Genomic DNA, 17,976 nt, shown 5'->3' on the forward strand with positions numbered 1-17,976 from the left:
AGAACTGTCGAGTTGGTTGCGCGCGGCTTTTGCGTCATCAGAGGCGCAAGGCGGTCGCGTGTGAGGATTGCGCGCTCCCATGGGCGGTTTCGGCATGTGCCTCGCCTTCGACATCGGCATTGAGGCCAAGCAGGAAATCGGCGGCTTTCGAGGCATGGCTGGCGGCGCGGAAGATGGCGCGGTTGTCCTCGCGCAAAACCGTCAGCCATGAGCCGATGTAGTCGGCATGGCGCACGGTCGGCTCGATGCCGAAACTGCTGCAGATGAAGGCTGATGCGATTTCGGCGACCAGTTCCTCGCGCGCATAGGTCTTGGACCCGAAGGAGCCGGACAGGTCGCGCGCGAGTCGCGTCGGGTGGCCGGTCCAGTGGCCAAGCTCGTGTTAGGTCACGTCTTCATCGCGTCCTTTCTGTCATCTTCCTGCACTGGAATCAGGACAGTCTTTCACGTGTAGGACGCTGTTCCGCCGCTTTGCGGGGACGGGCCCGAGGGCCTGTCCCCGCAAAGCGGCGGGTCGCCCGAATTGGAGACCTGTTTGGCAGAGCTGATGTTCACCACCGATGACTTTGCGCCGAACGGTATTCCTCGGCCGCACGTTCCGATGCTGCTCGATCGCGAGATGCGGCTGGTTGAACCAGCCTGTGCCTGGTTATTGCATGTTGCCCTTGTGAGAGGACGGACGCGCAGCGTCCAGACGTGGCGGACTTACGGCGAGGTTCTCTACGACTGGTGGCAGACACTCGAAGCCAATGAGTGGGCCTGGAATGTGATCGGGGTGGCGGAAATCGCCGCTTACCGCGACCGGATGCTTTCCGGTCGCAGCGATCATACGAGGCGAGCATTTGCAAGGAGCACTATCAATGGCCGGATCAGAACGCTCGCTCTGTTCTACCGATGGTGTGTCAATGCTGGCCTGACCGAAAATGCTCCGTTCACTGCGAGCGAACTGGCCTTGTCGCGGAGCCGGCCGCAAGGCTTTCTTGCGCACGTTGACGCGACGGGTGGACCGCAGGTCGTCAACGAATTGACTGTCCGACACACGCCGACGCTTCCTAGACCGCTTTCGCCGGCCACGCTGCGGCGTGTCATGGCCAATTTGGGATCACGGGACCGACTGATCGTTGAATGGGCCGTCTCCACAGGCATGCGCCGGATGGAAGTCGCCGGATTGGGACAACGGGCGATGCCGCGATCCAACTCGGATGCCCTAACAGCCATCAAGATTGAGGAGACCAAGGGTGGGAAACCTCGGACCGTTTATCCACCATCGCCTCTGGTCGATAGGACCCGCGCCTATATGCGTGAAGAGCGCACCATCATTGTCCGGCGTGCGCGATCGCGACATGCCGACTATGTGGAACCGGACGCGGTATTCCTTACGGAATACGGGAGCGCGATCAGTTCGCGGCGTATCGGCGCAATGTTCACCACAGCTGCCACGGCCGCAGGCGTCACCGCGAGCTTCCATGCCCTGCGCCACACCTTTGCAACATCGATGCTTCGGTTCCTCCAGCGGCGGGCACAGCACGAGCAGGAGCTTAATCCGCTCCTGACCCTGCAGGTGCTCCTGGGGCATGCCGACCTCGCCACAACCGCCATTTACCTGCGCGTTCTGGCAACCGATCTGACCCTTGTCGAGGCATCGGTCGATGAGCTTTACGAGGCCCTTCTATAATGGTCCGGCGGCGCAAGGATTATCGGCTCGCGCCATCACCGCTACCGCTGGCGGGCGTTCCTGGTTCTCTGATCGTCAACTTCCTTGATCCCGACGGCAAGCTGGAGCGCAGCTTCGACTTCTCGGTCTATAGCAACAGGCCTGGGGTCGCCGCCGAAATTGCACTCGCCTTCCGACAACATCATGCGGGCCACAGCGCTGCAACGCGGGAGAGCGCCTTCCACCTACTTCGTCGCTGGTTCGGATTCCTGGATGAGCAAATGCCCTCTCTCGTCTCAATGTGTGAGGTCACTTCGGACGTGTTAAGATCGTTCATCGCATGGCTCGATGCCAAATCGTGGACAAAAGGCACGCGCCACGGCATCTGGTCGGTGCTCAAGCAAATGGTCCGCTGGTTGAAGCGGTACCGGCCAGAGTTCGTGGCTCCCAATCTGGAGATTCCGTTCAACGCCTTTCCTCGGAAAAACGCAGAGACGCGACCACGTGACGCCTTGAACCGATCGGAAATGGAAGCGGTGCTAGTCGCGGCCAGGAGAGATATCGAGGAGAGCTGGTCGACTTTCCAAACAGGACAAGCTCTGCTCTCGCAAGTCGATCGTAAGATCATCGCGCGGGAGTACGATCTTAGCCGCCTCGATCTCGATGATCTCGGCGTGATGCTTGCTGTCATCGTTGAGCACTATGGCGGTCTCGTTCCTCCGCAGAACGTCACATTGGAGAGGGGCACGGGCCGCTGGCGGCTTCACTTCGCATCGCTCAGACACGGTGGCAACCAGAAGCTCGCCAGCTATCTTCATACCCTGCCCGAAACGCTCATTCCCTACATGATCGCCATCGGCGCTCAGTGCTATGCCAACCCTGAAGCGCTTCGCGAGCTGCGGCGGGACTGTATGAGCGAGCATCTGCTGCTCGATGGACGCGAGGTCATGACCTGGGCGAAGGGCCGTTCCAGTCGGATGCAACGGCGCAGCTTCCTACGCGACAAGAGCCTCTCGGTGCCGAACCTGATCGACCGCGTTCTGGCGATGACAGCACCACTGCTGGCGCATGTCACTGCGAAAGATCACGATCGGCTGTTCCTGGCGGCAAGCATAAACGGCACGCGGGCGGTCAAGCTGATACCCGGCTATCTGATGAGCAAACATGTTCGGCTGTTCGCCCAGCGCCATGGGCTTGCTGATGAGAGCGGCGCGCCTCTTGCGTTGACCTTGGCGGCATTGCGCCCAACGGGACTTACACTGGCGCATGAGGCGCTTGGCCACGATATCCTGAAAACTCAGCTACTCGCCAATCACGCCACGCCGGACACGACGCAGCGATATGTCGATCGGCCGATTGTACGCAGGATGCAAGAACGGATCATCGGTAATCTTCAAACCCGCTTCGTCGACGTTGTTCGAGGCGCGGATGATGGCCACAAGCACATCGAACTCGACACGAAGCCGATCAACGCCCGACACGCCACTGCCGCAGGGTTCACCTGCAGCGATCCTCTGGCAGGTGTCGCAGAAGGTCAGAAGGCAGGGCGTCTCTGCACGGCCTGGCTTGGCTGCTTCACCTGCCCGAATGCTGTGATCCCGCTCGATCCGGACGTTTTGGCACGCTTGCTGTCCACCCGGGATGCCCTCGTTGCGGCGCGCAAGGCATTGGCGCCAGACCGGTGGAGGCTTCTTTATGCACCGAAACTGGAAATCCTCGAGAACGACATCCTGTCGCGCTTCTCTCCCGAACTGCACCTTGCGGCGTCTGGCATGACGGCGCCAGCTTTGCCGGTGATTGAATGAAAGCGCGGCTTGATAAGGCTACCTCAATAGCAACGTGGATGGATGCAGCGGTGTCGCCGTGGAGCCGCTTTGGCGACAACGAATGGCGGCTTGATATCCGAACGGCTGGCCGGCGCGCCGATCAGAACAGAATAGGCTGGATGCTGCCGGTACCGAAGGAAGCGCTGATCAGCACAAAGGCCTGGATTGCCCTCCACGTTGCAGCAAAGCAGTTCCTCTGGTCCATGATCGTCAATCCGCCGACAGGTCGAAAACGACTTTCGGCAAGCACGGTGCAGCGCAAGAGTATCCCTCTGAAAGCCATGATCAGGTGGATGGCGATCGATGGACTGGAGACGTTCAGCAGCATCGATGCCGCGGCGGTGGAGCGGTTGCGTGGCTGGCTTTTGACGCGGCCGGGATACGGCGGAAAGCCCATTACCGCCAACACCATCGTCAACTACATGGTGGTGCTGAAGGACCTTTATCGGCAACGCGCAAAGCTCGAAGATGCACCGTTGATCGATCCCCTACCGCTGGAAACAACCTACGAAGCGGCGGGACTGACGCCGGCAACGAAAGGCGCGATTCCCTTCATCCCCGACGCCATCGCAATCTCTTTGCTTAACATCGCCTTGCAATGGGTCGAAGAGCATGGCCCAACTATCGTGAAAGCGGAAAACATCCGTCGCGAAGCCCAAGAAGATGGGCTGACACGAGGGACGAAGAGGCAGGCTTCAGATCAGGTTCGAAAAGCATTGCACGCCGAAAACCTGACAGGCCCCGCCGGTGAAGCACTGCTCGGCGCCTATGCCGTACGCCACGCCGCCACCCATCTCGCCGAGGCCTGTTACATCGTCATCGCCGGCTTCGTCGGGATGCGCGTGAGCGAAATCCTCTCGATGGAGGTTGGCGCAATCGAGTTCCGCGCCATCGGCGAAACCGGCGTCGAGCAGGCCTATGTCGTGGCCAGGCTCTTCAAGACCGTCGACCAGCATGGCGGGCGGTTGGAGCGCTGGATCGCTCCAGAACCTGTCGTGACAGCGGTCGCGCTGCTCGAGCAATTGAGCGAGCCGTTCCGGGAGGCGTCGGGCAGACGCGAGCTCTTCCTTGTGAAAAATACGCAGTACGGCGAGATCGTACCGGTGACACAGATGCACATCGGCTGGCGGATCAATGATTTTGCTCGTCATGTTGGAGTGCCATTGCATGAAGGAAAGCCTTGGCCCTTCAGCACTCACCAGTTCCGCAAAACCTTCGCGCGCTTCATCGCGCGTAAAGACCGATCGCAGCTCCTCGGTCTGGCCGAGCATTACAAGCACGCATCGGTCGCGATGACCGCGCGCGGATATGTCGGCAGCGACTTCGATCTTCATCAGCTCATCGACCATGAAAGCCGCGAAGAGACAGCAACAGCAATGGGAAGGCTCTTGGTGAGCGACCGGCTCGCGGGACGGATGGGCGAACGGATTGTCGCGGGTAACGAGCGCTTCCGGGGGCGCGCCGGCGAGCAAGTGAGGCGCGATTACATAGAGTTCGTGCTGAAGGAAACGGACCTGCGGATCCATGCCTGTGACTACGGCTGGTGTGTCTTCCAGTCGGAAACCAGCCGATGCGGCGGCGAAGTTGCGCCGAGCGAGGCAGGCCGGAGCCCATCGGTCTGCCTGGGGTGCGCCAACATGGTGATCGAGGCGCGTCATGCACCGTATTGGCGGGACCGGCGCGCCCGCAATGAAGCCTTGATGCCGGGTGCCAATCCGATGACGGCCGCCGTTCTCACAGAAGCGATCGACCAGTGCGAATACGTGTTGAACAGGATCGGAGGAGATGATGAGCACATCTGATCCGCGGTCGCCGTCAGCAATGTCTGCTGCCCGTTCCTATCGTGCTGCTCTTGCTCGTCTGGCCCGCGGCGAAGGACGCCACCCAGATCATCAGGGTCGCGTAGTGCGGATCAGTCCGGCTTCCGTTGCACGGGAGGCAGGCAAGAGCCGCAATCCGCTTTACACGACACACCGCGACATCCTCGATGAAATCGAGGCAGCTTCGCAGGCACCGGGGCCGGCCAAGGATCTGGCTGCAAGAGTGCAAGAGATGGAAGCAGAAATTGCGCTCCTGCGATCGGACGCCCGTCGGCACGCCGAAGAAAAGCGACAGTTGGCAACCGAGAGCCTTGCCCTTTTGCACAGAGCAAGGGTTGCCGAAGGGCAACTGGCTTCATTGCAGCGGCGCGCGGCAACGGCGCCCGCCGCTGAACTGTCTGTCAGGCCGCTGCGCTGACCTGGCTGGATGGCTGCCGAGCATGCATCCAGTCGGCCGCCTGTTGAGCCTTGCTGGCGGCGGTGAAGATAGCGGAAGAGTCATTGCGCAGGACCTTTAGCCAACTTGAGATGTACGAGGCATCATCAGGTCGTGGACCCGCCGCAATACTAAGGTCTGCGAGGATCATCGATGATCCTACTTGGGCAATGATCTCCTCCATGGCATAGGCCTCGGAGCCGAACCGTCCGGATAGATCGCGATCAAGTCGATGTTTGGCTGCCGTGGCATGGAGCCCTTCATGAAAAAGCACACTATAATGAGACGCAGCATCCCTGAATAAACTGAAACTTGGGACATGGACCCGATCAGCCGATGGCAAATAATAGGCTTCATTGCCGCCATAGACGGTGTTGATGCCAAGGTTGGCGTAGAAAGCATCGGCATGGGCGACGCGTTCTTCTTCTGAGTACGCAGCAATAGGTTCCGGCTCGTAGCCATCGACCTGCGCGCAGTTGAACACGGAATAGCCGCGAGCAAAGAAGCGGCGGCGCTCAGCCCCATCATCCAAGCCGCTATCATCCTCGTCGCTGTCACCGCCGGCCTGCTTCCAGAAAACGACCGTCGTGGAGCGCTCGCCTTTGCGCACCTGAGCGCCAAGCGCCTGCCACTGGCGATAGGTTCCCCAGAGGCCTGTCGGATACGCGGCGCTTTGCGCAGCGACCCACAGGGCGAGTGTGTTCACGCCCCGATAGGCCTTACCGGAGGCGACGTTGACGGGCCGCGCTGTCGAGGAGCCATTATGGTGCCAAGGCATGACATACTCGCCGGCGCCAGCTTCGATAGCTGCGACAATCTCCTCAGTGATGCGGGCGTAAACGTCTGCGCGATTGAGAGTAGCCATGGTCAGGCCCTCCCTGCGAAAGGTATTGCATCTACAAGGACACTTGAGATGAAACCTAACTCGTGAAAGCAGGTCCGGTAATAGTCGATCTGGTGGAAGAAAGCCGGCTGCGGCGGCACCTGTATGGTGTCGCTGCCGGGCATGTAGAAAGCGCGCTCGCCGCCGATGCGAAAATCAGCGCCGCTTGCATGAATGAGCGCCTCGGCCTGCGGGACCATCTCGCGCTCAGGCAGAGGCTCGCCGGCGGCGTAAAGATGTTCGGGCAGATTATCGCACTGCGCGACATTGAAGACGGTGAAGCGCTTCAGGAAGGGCACCGCCTGCGGTTCGTCGCCATCGGTGTCGGCGCGTTGCTTTTCGTTCTTGGGAACAAAGCGGTCAGCGTGAACGATGGTGGTGCCGTGCTCGCCCTTCCTGACATTGCCGCCTAGGGAAAGCGCCTGCCGGAAGGTGAGCCAGTTCTGGCTGGGGAAACCGCGATCGATGACCCCGCCCCACAGGATCAGGATATTGATGCCGGAATATCGGCGCTGGGTGGCCGCATTCCGCGGCAGGCCGAGGCCTGTCCTTGCCCTGCGCCACGGCTTGACCCATGGCACGGTGCCGCGCTCCAGTTCGGCAATGATGCGGTCGGTGATTTCCTGATAAAGGCTGGCGCCGGTGCGCTCGCCACTGTCTGCGCCAGCCTGTCGGCTGCCGCAACGTTTGTTGTTTGCACGCACCGTGATGTCCTCCGCTCTTCAATCGCGCGCCCTCCCCAGAAGCGGGGTGGGCGGCGAAAGCGACCGGAAAGGCCCGACGTCGGAGGCGGACTGCATCCGCAGGACCGGAACGGAGTGGAGGACCCGAAGCGAAAGCGAAGGGTTGCGGGACGCCGCGGCGGGCCTAGAAGGGAGTGCTGCCCACCCTGCGCCACCGGGGAAGGCCACGATAAAAACGACGCCGGCCGACAGGCCGGCGACCGTCAGCAGCCGAAGGCTGCCCCGCGCCAGGGGGCGAAGCCGCAGGGCCGAGACCGCCTGAGCCTGGCGAAGAAAAGCGGGCTCGGTTCACGAGCACCCGGCCAGCGCCTTCAGGCGCGGCGCTCAGGATTGTTGTTGGCGCCCACGGCAGCTGGATGACCGCAACAAGATGCCGAGGAGCAACAGCAAAGCCAGCTGCCACAAACGGCACGCTCCGGCAACAACAGCGTGGCCGATCTACAGATGCTGCCCCGCACGAGAGCCAGCGCGCTTTGAGCGCGCATCGGCGAGCAAGCGTTGCAAGCTGGCCATGTCGACCAGTCGGCGATCACTTTATCGCCGACCACCAAAGCGGGCGTACCGAGGATGTGCAGACCTTTCGCGAGTGCCCGGGTGCGAGCAAATTCATCTGCCATGGCCGGATCTTGCATGTCCCGCTTGAGCTGCTCAACGTCGAGGCCCACACGTGCTGCGATCATGAGAGTGATCCTTTCGTTAATCCGACTGGGGAAAGCCATAAGGGCGCGGTGGAATTCGTCATACTTTCCCTGTTTTCTGGAGGCGAGCGCCGCTACGGCTGCGAATTCGGAATCCGGTCCCAGGACCGGCAACTGTTTGTACACAAGCTTCAGATTGGGATCATCCCTGATGGCTTTCTGGTAATTGAGATCTGCCAGTCTGCAATGCGGACAGTTGTGGTAGTCATTGAATATGACCAGAACGGCATCGCCTTGCGGGTTGCCGGCGATTGGGGAAGCGGGGTCGTTGTCGAATGCGCCGCTCCACTTTTGCCTCTCGATCGACCACGCCTGCCGGTGCAGGTTCGCGCTATATTGGCTCGCCAGCACGGCGAGGAGTAAAAGAAGAGCTGCGACAGTGATAGCAGTCGGCTTAGACATGGGTCTCCAATCCATGGACGGGGTGGCAGCAACGGCACGCCTTTTGCTGTAAAATGCTTTGATCGAGCCCCGCACTTGCCACAGGGCGCAGTCGCGAGGGCGGACAGCTATCGATGCCGGTGCGCTCTGGCGGTTTCTGGAAAGATGGCCTTGCGCCATCGGGCCCACCCCACCAGCTGAGCGTCGTTCGCGCGGGCCGGGCAACCGCGACCGCCATTCACCACGCCGGGCGACTGACCGTCCACCCGGCAGAGCGCTGAAGGGTTCCCGGACCTTCCGGGTTGCCGGCGATTGGCGAAGCGGGGTCGTTGACGAGTGCCGCTCCACTTTTGACTGTCTATTGGCACGACTGCATGGTCGGGGGCGGCCTTTCCCGCCCGTGCGGGTGCGCGCTATTATGGCTCGCCAGCACGGAAAGCAGCACGGCGAGGAGAAAAAGGAGAACCGCGAGAGTGATGGCAGTTGTCTTAGACATGAGGCTCCAATCCATGGACGGCGTGGCAGCAACGGCCCGCCTTTTTGGTGTAAAATGGGGTCGCTTTGGATCGTGCCCCGCAGTTGCTACAGGCGCACAGGTGCCGGTGCGATCTGGCGGTTTCTCAAATACGGCTTTGCGCCATCGGGCCCACGCCAATAGCTGAGCGTCGTTCGCGCGGGGACTGCGTTCACCACGCCGGGCGACTTGACCGTCCACCGCCAGAGCGCTGAACGGTCCGCTCGTGAGGCGCTCCCCGAATCGTCGTTTATCCCGCTCGCCCCAGACCGGGCGACAGCCAGCGTTGCCGCTACGCTGCGGAGAAAAATCGTCAGCGCGTGGCATTCGGACATAAGCTGATCGACGCCAAGAATAAGCCCCACGGAGGTGACCGGTGCGGCCGGAACAAGAAAGAGCGTTGCAGCCATTGTGACGAGGCCTGCACCGGTAATGCGGGTTGTTCCGTTCGAAGGGAACAAAGCGACAAACAGCATCAGGATCCGGCAGCCGATCGGCAGATCAGTTTTCGTCGCCTGGGCGATGAAGAGGGCGGCGAGCATCATATTCGTGCCGTCCAGATTGAATGGAATGAGACCCACGACCGAATGCGTGGCGCCGGTGATCGAGCGGCCGTTGTAGCGGCAGACCGCGCCGAACAGGACCGAGAAGAACAGGACTTGCAGGATGTCGCCGTCCGCGAAGGTCCCGGGAATGGTTGACGGGATGATGTTCATCAGGAAACCGGTCACGGACTGCTCGTGGGCCTTGGCCGCAAAGCTCTTCACTGCCTGGAGATCGAGCGAAGCCGGATCGATGTTGAGGCCAGCGCCAGGCTGAACGACATTTGCGACGATAAGTCCGACGACAAGTGCGAGCGTTGAGAAGGTGAGAAAATAGACCATCGCCTTGCCGGCAACGCGGCCGACCTTCTGCAGATCGTTCATGCCGGCGATGCCGGTCGCAATTGTCAGGAAGACGACAGGTGCGATGATCATCTTCACGACCTTGATGAAAGCATCGCCGAGCGGCTTCAGGCTCTCGCCGGTCTCCGGATAGAAATAGCCAATTGCAGCCCCCAGGGCGATGCCGGCAAGCACCTGCACGCAGGCCCGGGCAAAATGGCGCTTGCGGGCCGCTGCGTTCGCTATGGGGACTTGTGGAACCAACACCGTTTCTCTCCTTGACCGGATCGGGGTGGGGCTCCTCCTTCTCCATGCAGTGCTCCGGTCGAACGCTGCGCCCACTTCGGCGCAAGCGATGTGCCAAATAGCAAAGAGGGGAAAACGCGCAGGACCTCTCACGCAGTGCTTGTTCGCTCTCCCCCGCACTCGCGCTGCGGTTGCCAGTCAACTATGGAAGGGTCAGTTCTTGGGAATTCCAAAGGTCGCTCTTTGCTTCGGCGCAGCTTGGCTGGCTGGAAGGTTCCCTGTTTGCCTTGGGGTCTGGGACCTGCGTCCAGATCGTCAACATTTGCCTGCGCGCCGCACGGGGCTCCAAAGAATCAATCGAGGACGGGCCCTCTTCGAAAACGGGGGCAGCGTTGGTCAAGCCCTTCCACCCTGCTGTCCCACCAAGGGTGTTCAGAAGCTCAGTTCACGATCAAGCGATGGATCAGCGTAATCTGGCGTTTGCGCCATCGCGGCGGCGTTGCAAGGGGTCTGCCAAGGATGAGCAAGCCGCGAGGCAGGGCCCGAGACCTAGACTCGATCCTCATCAACAGCGCGCTCGGCTCGCGTTAGGAATGTTCGAACCGCAGCACGAGCAGGTGGCCACACCGTTGGTCGGAACCGGAACCCGACGAATGATCGTTCGTGACCGACATCTGTGAACAAGCAGTGTGTGTCATTGCAATCACCACCCATTGCGCGCAATTGCCCATATGGCCGTGAATGAACTGGATTTGGTGATTTTCCAGATGGCGGTGGAAAGCGTCCGCTTGCTCTCTTCAAGCTTTGATGAGAAGGCGGCTGAGATAGCCACGAGGAGCCGTGGTAGCCTTCTTTTCGACGTGCGGGTTGACGGTGACCTGGAGGTCCAGCGAGTCGCAGCCATTGGATATCCAGGCGACAACATCGGTGTGGTGGCATTGGACCGAGAGGGCCTTGTTAGCTGCTGTTGCCTTGTCAATGGCACCTTCTCACCTTTCATTGCACCGTTGGAGAACTGGACCAGCATGCCCCTGTCCATGCAGGCCCAGATCGATGTCACAGGCTATGCGAGGCTCCTTCTGGCCGCCCTGCGAAATGCTGGACATATGCTGGGCAGGTAGCATCGCCGATGATGTCTGTGATGAGATAGTGCAGACGGCTGGATGAGGCGATCGCTTGCCGGCAGCTTTGGCCGCCAAGCGATCGGTGAGTTCGCAATGCTGGACACGTCCTGTAGACTCTGCCAGTTAAGTTAGCGGACAACCATCTGACGAATGCCCGATCTGACAGTCTGGACGGCGCGGCATGCCCTCCTAGGAATGCAGCCGTGGTTCTACTCCATCGGCTGTTTTTGCGTCGAAGGCGACGGGGCACACCGTGAACGATGGACGTCGCCGCCACCAATTCCTCAACTCGCGATCGGTCGCTTTGCACGCCGGCTTAAGCGTTCGAATGGCGCGGATCGCCTGGGCGGTGGAGAGGAACCGGGCCTTTGCCTCTGGACAGAACATAGGCTTCGGCGGCTTTTTCACCCGCCTCCCTGAAACTCTGACTGACACGATCTAGGACGGGAGTTCGGCAGCCTTCAAGCCTATGTCCGATACCGGACAATCAGGCAGCGGTGGCCAGGCCGAAATAACGTTGCTCCTCCTCGCCGTAAGCGCCATGCGTGAGTTCCATCAATCCGACGCGGTCGATAATCGTGACGTCGCCGCGCTTGGCACGGACAAGTCCTGGATATTCAAGCATTTGCAGGGCCGTGGTGACCCCGGGACGGCGGGCGCCGAGCATGGTCGCCAGAAATTCATGCGTCAGGTAGATCTTGTCTCCGTCAGAGCGGTCATGGATCATCAGCAGCCAGCGGGCCAGCCGTTCCTCGATTTTGGAGTGGCCATTGACCAGTGCCGTCCGGGACGACTGGACAAGGAACGCGTGGGCATAGTCCAACAGTGACGTGCGCAGCGACGGGCTTTCCGCAACCGCAGGACGAAGGATTTCAACCGGCAGGCGCCAGCCATTGCCTGCGACCTGGATATAGGTCTCGTTGGAAGAGCTGTCCTGTCCGAGAATGACGGCTATTCCTGTCATCCCGTCATATCCGATAATGCCGACTTCACATTGCCGTCCGCCGGTCATGGTGGCGACCACCGAGGCGATGCCCCTCTCGGGAAAATATACATTCCTGATCGGCTGATGCGCGATCTCCAACTGAGCCTTTGTCCAGTTCGAGGTGATGCAGCGATGGTCGCAACAGCGCGAAATCCTCCGGCGAAAGGGATTTCAGCACCTGGTTGCGAAAAAGGGATTCGGGCAAGGCTCTCTCCCATGCGGGCAAGAGCGCGTACCTCTTACTGTCGGCTGCATCCGAAGTAACTGACGGCCGATGCCAAAGCATAGGCTTCGAAACGCGCGATTGCAAAGCCCTATCGGGGCAGTGCAGCCATGCTAGAAGTCGCGCGGCCTTACGATAGGCGCGGATGACATGATTCCCTTCTGCGGCCACCAAGAACGGCTCGGGCACGCTTTAATCGTTCATACACAAGCTCGCAGGAATGTAAGCGGCGGAACAATCGGGTGATTCGTACCGCCCTGCCCTTTCAGAAATTAAGTCATTGGACGTCAATTCGGGCTGGAACGCCTCGTCGCGGAACGGCACAGGAAACGCAGCCGGATCAGCAATGGTGGTTCACCTTATGTGCGGTCCGGATGTGCGGTCCGGCGGCTCATCGCCCAATGGCTTGTCGAGGGGAAGTGGAACTCGTCATGTCGCCGCGAACCGTCACCGCGCTAGCGCGGCGCTTTTGAAGACGCCGGTGTTTTCTTTGTGGAACTGAAACTGTGAGGTGATTGATGCATGACTCAAACATTTGCGTATTTCCGCTGCATCGGCGACGCACATTGGTCGAAAGTATCGCCCAGGCCCTCGAGACCAAGAGCGGCGAGGCGGCGAATGCGTTCTGGCGCTGTGCTGCCAAGAAAATGCTCATTCAATTGTCCGATGTAGGAATTGCGCCAGAGTTCGCTGCGCAGGAGGTTGGAAGCCTTCTTCATGCGGTCTTGGACGATATGGCCAACCGAACGGTAATGCACATAGCATAGGCTTGGGCGCTGTTGGATCGCGCGTCAGCTCGGGTCCTTATCGGGGGACTGCTCCGACTGGCCGACGGTCCGGCCAAACCGGCATACCGGCAAAGGTTTGAGGTTGGGATCGCTCACGGCGGCCGGTCCAATATTCCAAGGCGACCTCAGAAGCCACATTGGCTTCTTTCCAAGCGGACGGGCGCCATTTTGGCGTGCTCACGCTGGACTGCGGGTTGCGCCTACGGAAATCCGAAGTCCGGCCGCGCGAGTCGATCGACCGGAACAGTCGAATGCTCGTGGGTCCGGGTCCGCTCAGCTTGACGGCGGGCGGTGGCGGCCGTGAGCAGACTTAACCCAGGTCACGGCTGAGCATCCGCAGGCGCTATGCCGATTGGATGAGAACTGGTTGCCACAACACCGGCCCGTTCAGGCGTCCCCTCCAGCGGATGCGCAAGAGACTGGCGTAGGAAATCTCGAGGAAGCCGGCGACTGCCTCGGTGTTGCCGACCTGCTTGGGCTGTCCGATACGTGACAACGGCCAGGTCGCGAGACGAAGGATCCTTTCGATGCGCGTATCTGTCACCGTTACGATCCCGGAGAGATTGTTGGCCAAGCCGAATTCGATGATGCCCGCGAAGAGCTCGTAGGTTGCTTGTGCCAGGCCGCCAGCAGCCTTCGGCGCTGTCGGAGGGAGATCGAGCGCGAAACGACTACTCTCCCAGATATCGGCACTCGCAGGGGCCACCATCTCATCCAGCAGCGCCGGAAACGTATCGCGCAACATAGTCGGTCCGGTGGTCGGCAAAAGGCGGACGCAGCCGCAAGTTCGCCAATCGGACCCCTTGAGAAGCAGGTAGACGGGGTTCAGGCTGTCAAACGGGTCCGTTTCCATTTCGCCTTCGGTCTGCACTTCCCAATCGAGCCGCTTCTTGAAAACCCGATACCTAAGCCCGTGCATTTCCCTGAGTTCGCTCGCGAACTCGGCGTAGCAGTCGGGTGTTATCAGCTGCATCATTGTCGTCTCCGTGCGGGATGTGTCCACGCAATCGAAGCGCAAAGCCGTCATTAATGCAGCCTGTAGACCTTTACAGCTAGCCTTGGAGAGGATCAGGATCTCGCCCGAGCAGCCATCCGCACTATGGCCTGGTTGATAGTTCGCACGCCAAGCTTCGCCTTGGCGTTTTCCTGATGGAAGGTCACGGTGCGTTTCGAGACACCGAGAATCTGGCTGATATCCCAGGCCGACTTGCCGCACGCCGCCCATTTCAGGCACTCGAACTCCCGCGGGGTGAGCGTTATGCCATCTACCACGCAATCTTCGGCGAGCCTGCGCCGGGCATGGATATGAACGGTGATCGCAACCAGCTGCATTGCTTTTTCGTAGCGCGTCAGCGACCTCAAAAGTGGCGGATGCGCCTCGTTGGAGGCGAAGGTCAGTGCGGCGAACCGGCCGCGATGATCATGCATCGACATGGTCAGTCCGCCGCGAATGCCGAACTCAGCTGCTTTTTCCAGGACTTCCTGCTGCGAGGTCGGCAAATAACGGTGATCGCGGTCCACACCCCAGTCGAAGGTATCCCAGCCCCGCAGTCCCCGCAGGATCACGGGATCCACGCTGTGGTAGCGCAGTTGCAGGTAATGTGATGTCCATGATGATGGATAGTTCGAGATCAATCGCGGCGTGTCGCCGGAAGCGGATGGGTAGGTGAAATAAGCGAAGAGCGGAAAATCGAACCCGGCTGCGGCGGACGCCATTGCCTCATGGAGATCGACGGCATCGACGCTTGCAGAGAGTTGCTCGACCAAGGTTTCAAATACGCGATGCATCTGCGCTTTGCGTACCTCGCGGAGGTTGCTGGAAGCCGGGCGGAGACGTGGTTCTAAATGATGGCCTGTCCCTGCAGGGCGTACGACGCGCCGCCGTCATCACCGCAATTGCTGTGCTGCTTCCGATTGGAGAGAGCTCCGCGCACCTGACCAACTACCGATGGGTGATATTGCGACGTTATCGATGAGCCGCGTGTCGCCAAGCCAAGCCGCAGCAAGCAAGCGTGCCGATCGGTCAAGGCTTGCTAACGATTGCAGGTCTGTTTCTCCGCGAAGCTCCAGGTATTCGAGCTCGCGATAGCCGGCAGCCAGAATTGTTGCACGCGCTTCATCAAGCGCAGGCAGGATGGGAGAGCCGCGTGCAAGCCGCTCGGCCGTATCGAGCAGGACCGATGCTAGTTTTGGGGCAATGGCGCGTTGTGCTGGGGAGAGCCGCACGTTACGCGACGATAGCGCAAGACCATCGGCTTCGCGGACTGTCGGACAGGGCACAATAGTGATCGGAATGTCGAGGTCCCGGACCAAGCGCCTAACAAGCTGAAGTTGCTGAAAATCCTTTTCGCCAAAAAAGGCGAAGTCAGCGCCGGCCTGCAGGAAGAGCTTGGCCACGACTGTCGCCACGCCATTGAAATGGCCGGGCCGGAATGCGCCGCACAGGCATTCGCTGATGCCGGACACTGAAACGGCCGTGGCGAAGCCCGCCGGGTACATTTCCTCTGTGTCCGGCACATAGAGCAGATGCGTGCCCAGCGGCGCGAGCTTGGCAGCATCTTCGCTTTCCGTCCGAGGATAGGCAATCAGGTCGGCGGGGCTGTTGAACTGCTTGGGGTTTACGAACAGCGTCACGATCACCCGCTCGGCCCTTTCAAGCGCCTTCCGCACGAGGCTCAGATGCCCGTCGTGCAAGGCTCCCATGGTCGGCACAATACCGATCGTGGCACCCGAGCGACGCCATTGCGCAACGACGGCGCGCAGCTCGCTCACGGTTCGAGCGACCGGCACGCTCATGTGAAGTCTCCGGCTTTCAAGGCGTTGACATAGAGATGTTCGACCGCCGGAAAGTGCCGGTTCCGTACATCGGTGGCGTAAGCGGCGATTGCCGCCTCGGCCTGCTCACCGAGCTCGGCATAGCGTTTGACGAACTTCGGCCGAAATGAGGTGAAGAGCCCGAGCATATCGTCGCTCACCAGAATCTGGCCGTCGCAAGCTTGCGAGGCACCGATGCCGATTGTGGGTATGTCGATATCGGCGGTTATCTGCCGTGCAAGCGGCTCCGGTATCTTTTCGAGCACCAAGGAGAAGGCGCCCGCCTCGGTTACCGCCCTGGCGTCGCGCCTGATCCGCTCTGCATCGGCTCCCCGGCCCTGCACACGATAGCCTCCGAACGTGTTTACCGCCTGCGGCGTCAGCCCCACATGGGCCATGACAGGTACGCCGCGCGCGGTAAGGAAGCGGATGGTTTCCGCGATGGTCTCGCCGCCCTCAAGCTTCACCGCTGAACAACCGGTCTCACCCATCACGCGCGCAGCGTTGCCGAAAGCGTGCTCTGGGCTTTCCTCGTAGGAACCGAAGGGCAGGTCGACGACCATCAGCGCGTGTTCAAGGCCGCGGCGAACGGCCTGTCCGTGCATGATCATCATGTCGAGCGTGACGCCCAGCGTCGACGACAGGCCGTGCAGCACCATGCCGACGCTGTCGCCGACAAGAACGATGTCGCAGTGGCGATCGAGTAGCCTCGCGACCGGCGTGGTGTAGGCCGTCAAGCATACAAGTGGCGTCTGGCCTTTTCGCAATCGAATATCTGGAGGGGTAATCCCTTTTATCTCACCAGCCGCGCTCAACCGACGCCCCCCTTTCCTTACGTTACCAACAGCGGGTGTCGCGTTTGACATATTTTTGTGCGACTGCGAAGAGCTAAAAACAGCGCTTGAGTACTACGGTGTTGACGTGCTGGCTGCCAAGGTTACATTCAATCGATTAAGGCGCTCCGTTGGGCCAACGCACTTTCGCAAACATGGATCCTCAGACAACAAGAACCAAGAAAGGCAAAGCCGCCGTCAAAGCTGACGAAGCCAAAGTGGACCTGACTGCCGTCGTGGTCGCCGTAAACGACAGTGAGCCCTGTGTCCTCACCGTCGGTCATGCGGACACCCTCCCTTCTGGACCTTTTGCCCTTGAGCATCGATCGCTGCAGTCGGGTTTGAGGGGGTGGGTGGAGCAGCAGACCGGCCATGCACTGGGATACATCGAGCAACTCTACACCTTCGCCGATCGCGACCGCATCGGCACTGAGCGCCACCAGCGCGTCATCTCAATCAGCTATCTCGCATTGACCAGGAAGGAACAGGCAACGAACTCGGCCGCGTGCGGCTGGCAAAGTTGGTACGAATATTTTCCCTGGGAGGACCACCGCCTCGGCACGCCGCCTGTGCTGCTCGATAGATTGCGGCCCCGCCTGATTGAGTGGGCCGGCGGCGCCAGCGAGCCGACCACTCAACGCGAGCGCCGGCAGCGCGCTGCGATAGCCTTCGGCTTCGACGACCGCCATTGGAACGAGGAACTCACGCTCCAACGCTACGAGTTGCTCTATGAAGCTGCTCTGATTGAAGAGGCCGGTGGCGGCAGGGACGCGATTGCGGCCGCGGCTGGCAAACCAATGGTCGCTGACCACCGTCGTATTCTGGCAACCGGGATTGCGCGGCTGCGTTCGAAGATCAAATACCGGCCGGTCGTGTTCGAGCTTATGCGGCCTTCCTTCACGCTGCTGCAACTGCAGCGAACCGTGGAAGCTCTGGCTGGCAGGCTCATCAACAAGCCCAACTTCCGGAGACTGGTCGAGCAGCATGATCTTGTTGAGGAGACTGGGGAGACCTCCCTCGACACGGGCGGCCGACCGGCGAAGCTTTATCGCTTCCGCCATGCCGTTCTCGACGACAGGGCTATCGCCGGGACAAAATTACCGCTGGCGCGGGCTTGACATACT

Annotated in this window: 14 protein-coding genes and 2 pseudogenes; 6 read left to right on the plus strand and 10 right to left on the minus strand. The window is 60.6% G+C overall.

The genetic code is table 11. From position 1 onward, the window contains the following. Window positions 1-37: 37 nt before the first annotated feature. Window positions 38-382, minus strand: a pseudogene (locus RPG13_RS30630) (zincin-like metallopeptidase domain-containing protein); the annotation flags it as partial. Window positions 383-601: 219 nt separating this feature from the next. On the opposite strand from RPG13_RS30630, the gene RPG13_RS30635 reads away from it, so the two are divergent. The 3 genes from RPG13_RS30635 to RPG13_RS30645 all read left to right on the plus strand — a co-directional run bounded on the left by RPG13_RS30635 (window position 602) and on the right by RPG13_RS30645 (window position 5,282). Further along, complete coding sequence (locus tag RPG13_RS30635; RefSeq protein ID WP_337126746.1) at window positions 602-1,675, plus strand: tyrosine-type recombinase/integrase; 1,074 nt, start codon at window positions 602-604, stop codon at window positions 1,673-1,675. After that, entirely contained in the window at window positions 1,675-3,459 is a 1,785-nt protein-coding gene (locus tag RPG13_RS30640; RefSeq protein WP_337126747.1) for a site-specific integrase, read from the plus strand. The genes RPG13_RS30635 and RPG13_RS30640 overlap by 1 nt, the downstream gene beginning before the upstream one ends. 224 nt (window positions 3,460-3,683) lie before the next feature. Beyond that, window positions 3,684-5,282 carry a hypothetical protein gene (locus RPG13_RS30645; RefSeq protein ID WP_337126748.1) on the plus strand — a complete coding sequence of 533 codons (1,599 nt, stop codon included), beginning with the start codon at window positions 3,684-3,686 and terminating at the stop codon, window positions 5,280-5,282. A gap of 419 nt (window positions 5,283-5,701) precedes the next feature. On the opposite strand, the gene RPG13_RS30650 is transcribed toward RPG13_RS30645, so the two are convergent. The 4 genes and pseudogenes from RPG13_RS30650 to RPG13_RS30665 form a co-directional block, all read right to left on the minus strand. Next, a complete protein-coding gene (locus RPG13_RS30650; RefSeq protein ID WP_292721428.1) occupies window positions 5,702-6,601 on the minus strand; it encodes an ArdC family protein in 900 nt (299 codons plus the stop codon). Between the two features lie 53 nt (window positions 6,602-6,654). Next, window positions 6,655-7,323: pseudogene (locus tag RPG13_RS30655) on the minus strand (ArdC family protein); the annotation flags it as partial. Between the two features lie 350 nt (window positions 7,324-7,673). Next, window positions 7,674-8,462 (minus strand): DsbA family protein, encoded by a 789-nt coding sequence (locus RPG13_RS30660; RefSeq protein WP_337126749.1) that lies wholly within the window; start codon window positions 8,460-8,462, stop codon window positions 7,674-7,676. Window positions 8,463-9,023: 561 nt separating this feature from the next. Further along, window positions 9,024-10,106 (minus strand): cation:dicarboxylate symporter family transporter, encoded by a 1,083-nt coding sequence (locus RPG13_RS30665; RefSeq protein WP_442921368.1) that lies wholly within the window; start codon window positions 10,104-10,106, stop codon window positions 9,024-9,026. A gap of 710 nt (window positions 10,107-10,816) precedes the next feature. Between RPG13_RS30665 and RPG13_RS30670 the strand changes: the two genes are divergently transcribed. Then, window positions 10,817-11,206 carry a hypothetical protein gene (locus RPG13_RS30670; RefSeq protein ID WP_287067237.1) on the plus strand — a complete coding sequence of 130 codons (390 nt, stop codon included), beginning with the start codon at window positions 10,817-10,819 and terminating at the stop codon, window positions 11,204-11,206. A gap of 490 nt (window positions 11,207-11,696) precedes the next feature. On the opposite strand, the gene RPG13_RS30675 is transcribed toward RPG13_RS30670, so the two are convergent. Next, window positions 11,697-12,221, minus strand: a complete 525-nt coding sequence (locus RPG13_RS30675; protein ID WP_337126750.1) for a Crp/Fnr family transcriptional regulator — start codon at window positions 12,219-12,221, stop codon at window positions 11,697-11,699. A gap of 714 nt (window positions 12,222-12,935) precedes the next feature. Between RPG13_RS30675 and RPG13_RS30680 the strand changes: the two genes are divergently transcribed. Further along, window positions 12,936-13,184, plus strand: a complete 249-nt coding sequence (locus RPG13_RS30680) for a DUF6074 family protein (protein ID WP_337126751.1) — start codon at window positions 12,936-12,938, stop codon at window positions 13,182-13,184. A gap of 364 nt (window positions 13,185-13,548) precedes the next feature. On the opposite strand, the gene RPG13_RS30685 is transcribed toward RPG13_RS30680, so the two are convergent. From RPG13_RS30685 to panB, 4 genes are all read right to left on the minus strand, one after another. Then, window positions 13,549-14,181 carry an acyl-homoserine-lactone synthase gene (locus tag RPG13_RS30685; RefSeq protein WP_127212116.1) on the minus strand — a complete coding sequence of 211 codons (633 nt, stop codon included), beginning with the start codon at window positions 14,179-14,181 and terminating at the stop codon, window positions 13,549-13,551. A gap of 92 nt (window positions 14,182-14,273) precedes the next feature. Continuing rightward, the gene (locus RPG13_RS30690) at window positions 14,274-14,993 is read right to left on the minus strand and encodes a LuxR family transcriptional regulator (RefSeq protein ID WP_135937843.1); all 720 of its coding nucleotides are present in this window, start codon (window positions 14,991-14,993) and stop codon (window positions 14,274-14,276) included. A gap of 99 nt (window positions 14,994-15,092) precedes the next feature. Further along, a complete protein-coding gene (gene panC, locus RPG13_RS30695) occupies window positions 15,093-16,001 on the minus strand; it encodes a pantoate--beta-alanine ligase (protein ID WP_337126753.1) in 909 nt (302 codons plus the stop codon). Then, window positions 15,998-16,834 carry a 3-methyl-2-oxobutanoate hydroxymethyltransferase gene (panB, locus tag RPG13_RS30700; RefSeq protein WP_337126754.1) on the minus strand — a complete coding sequence of 279 codons (837 nt, stop codon included), beginning with the start codon at window positions 16,832-16,834 and terminating at the stop codon, window positions 15,998-16,000. The genes panC and panB overlap by 4 nt, the downstream gene beginning before the upstream one ends. 173 nt (window positions 16,835-17,007) lie before the next feature. Between panB and RPG13_RS30705 the strand changes: the two genes are divergently transcribed. Further along, entirely contained in the window at window positions 17,008-17,970 is a 963-nt protein-coding gene (locus tag RPG13_RS30705) for an NUDIX hydrolase (RefSeq protein ID WP_337126755.1), read from the plus strand. Window positions 17,971-17,976 lie beyond the last annotated feature (6 nt).

The sequence above is a fragment of the Mesorhizobium sp. ISC15 genome (assembly GCF_037162615.1).
Taxonomy (GTDB): Bacteria; Pseudomonadota; Alphaproteobacteria; order Rhizobiales; family Rhizobiaceae; genus Mesorhizobium; species Mesorhizobium mediterraneum.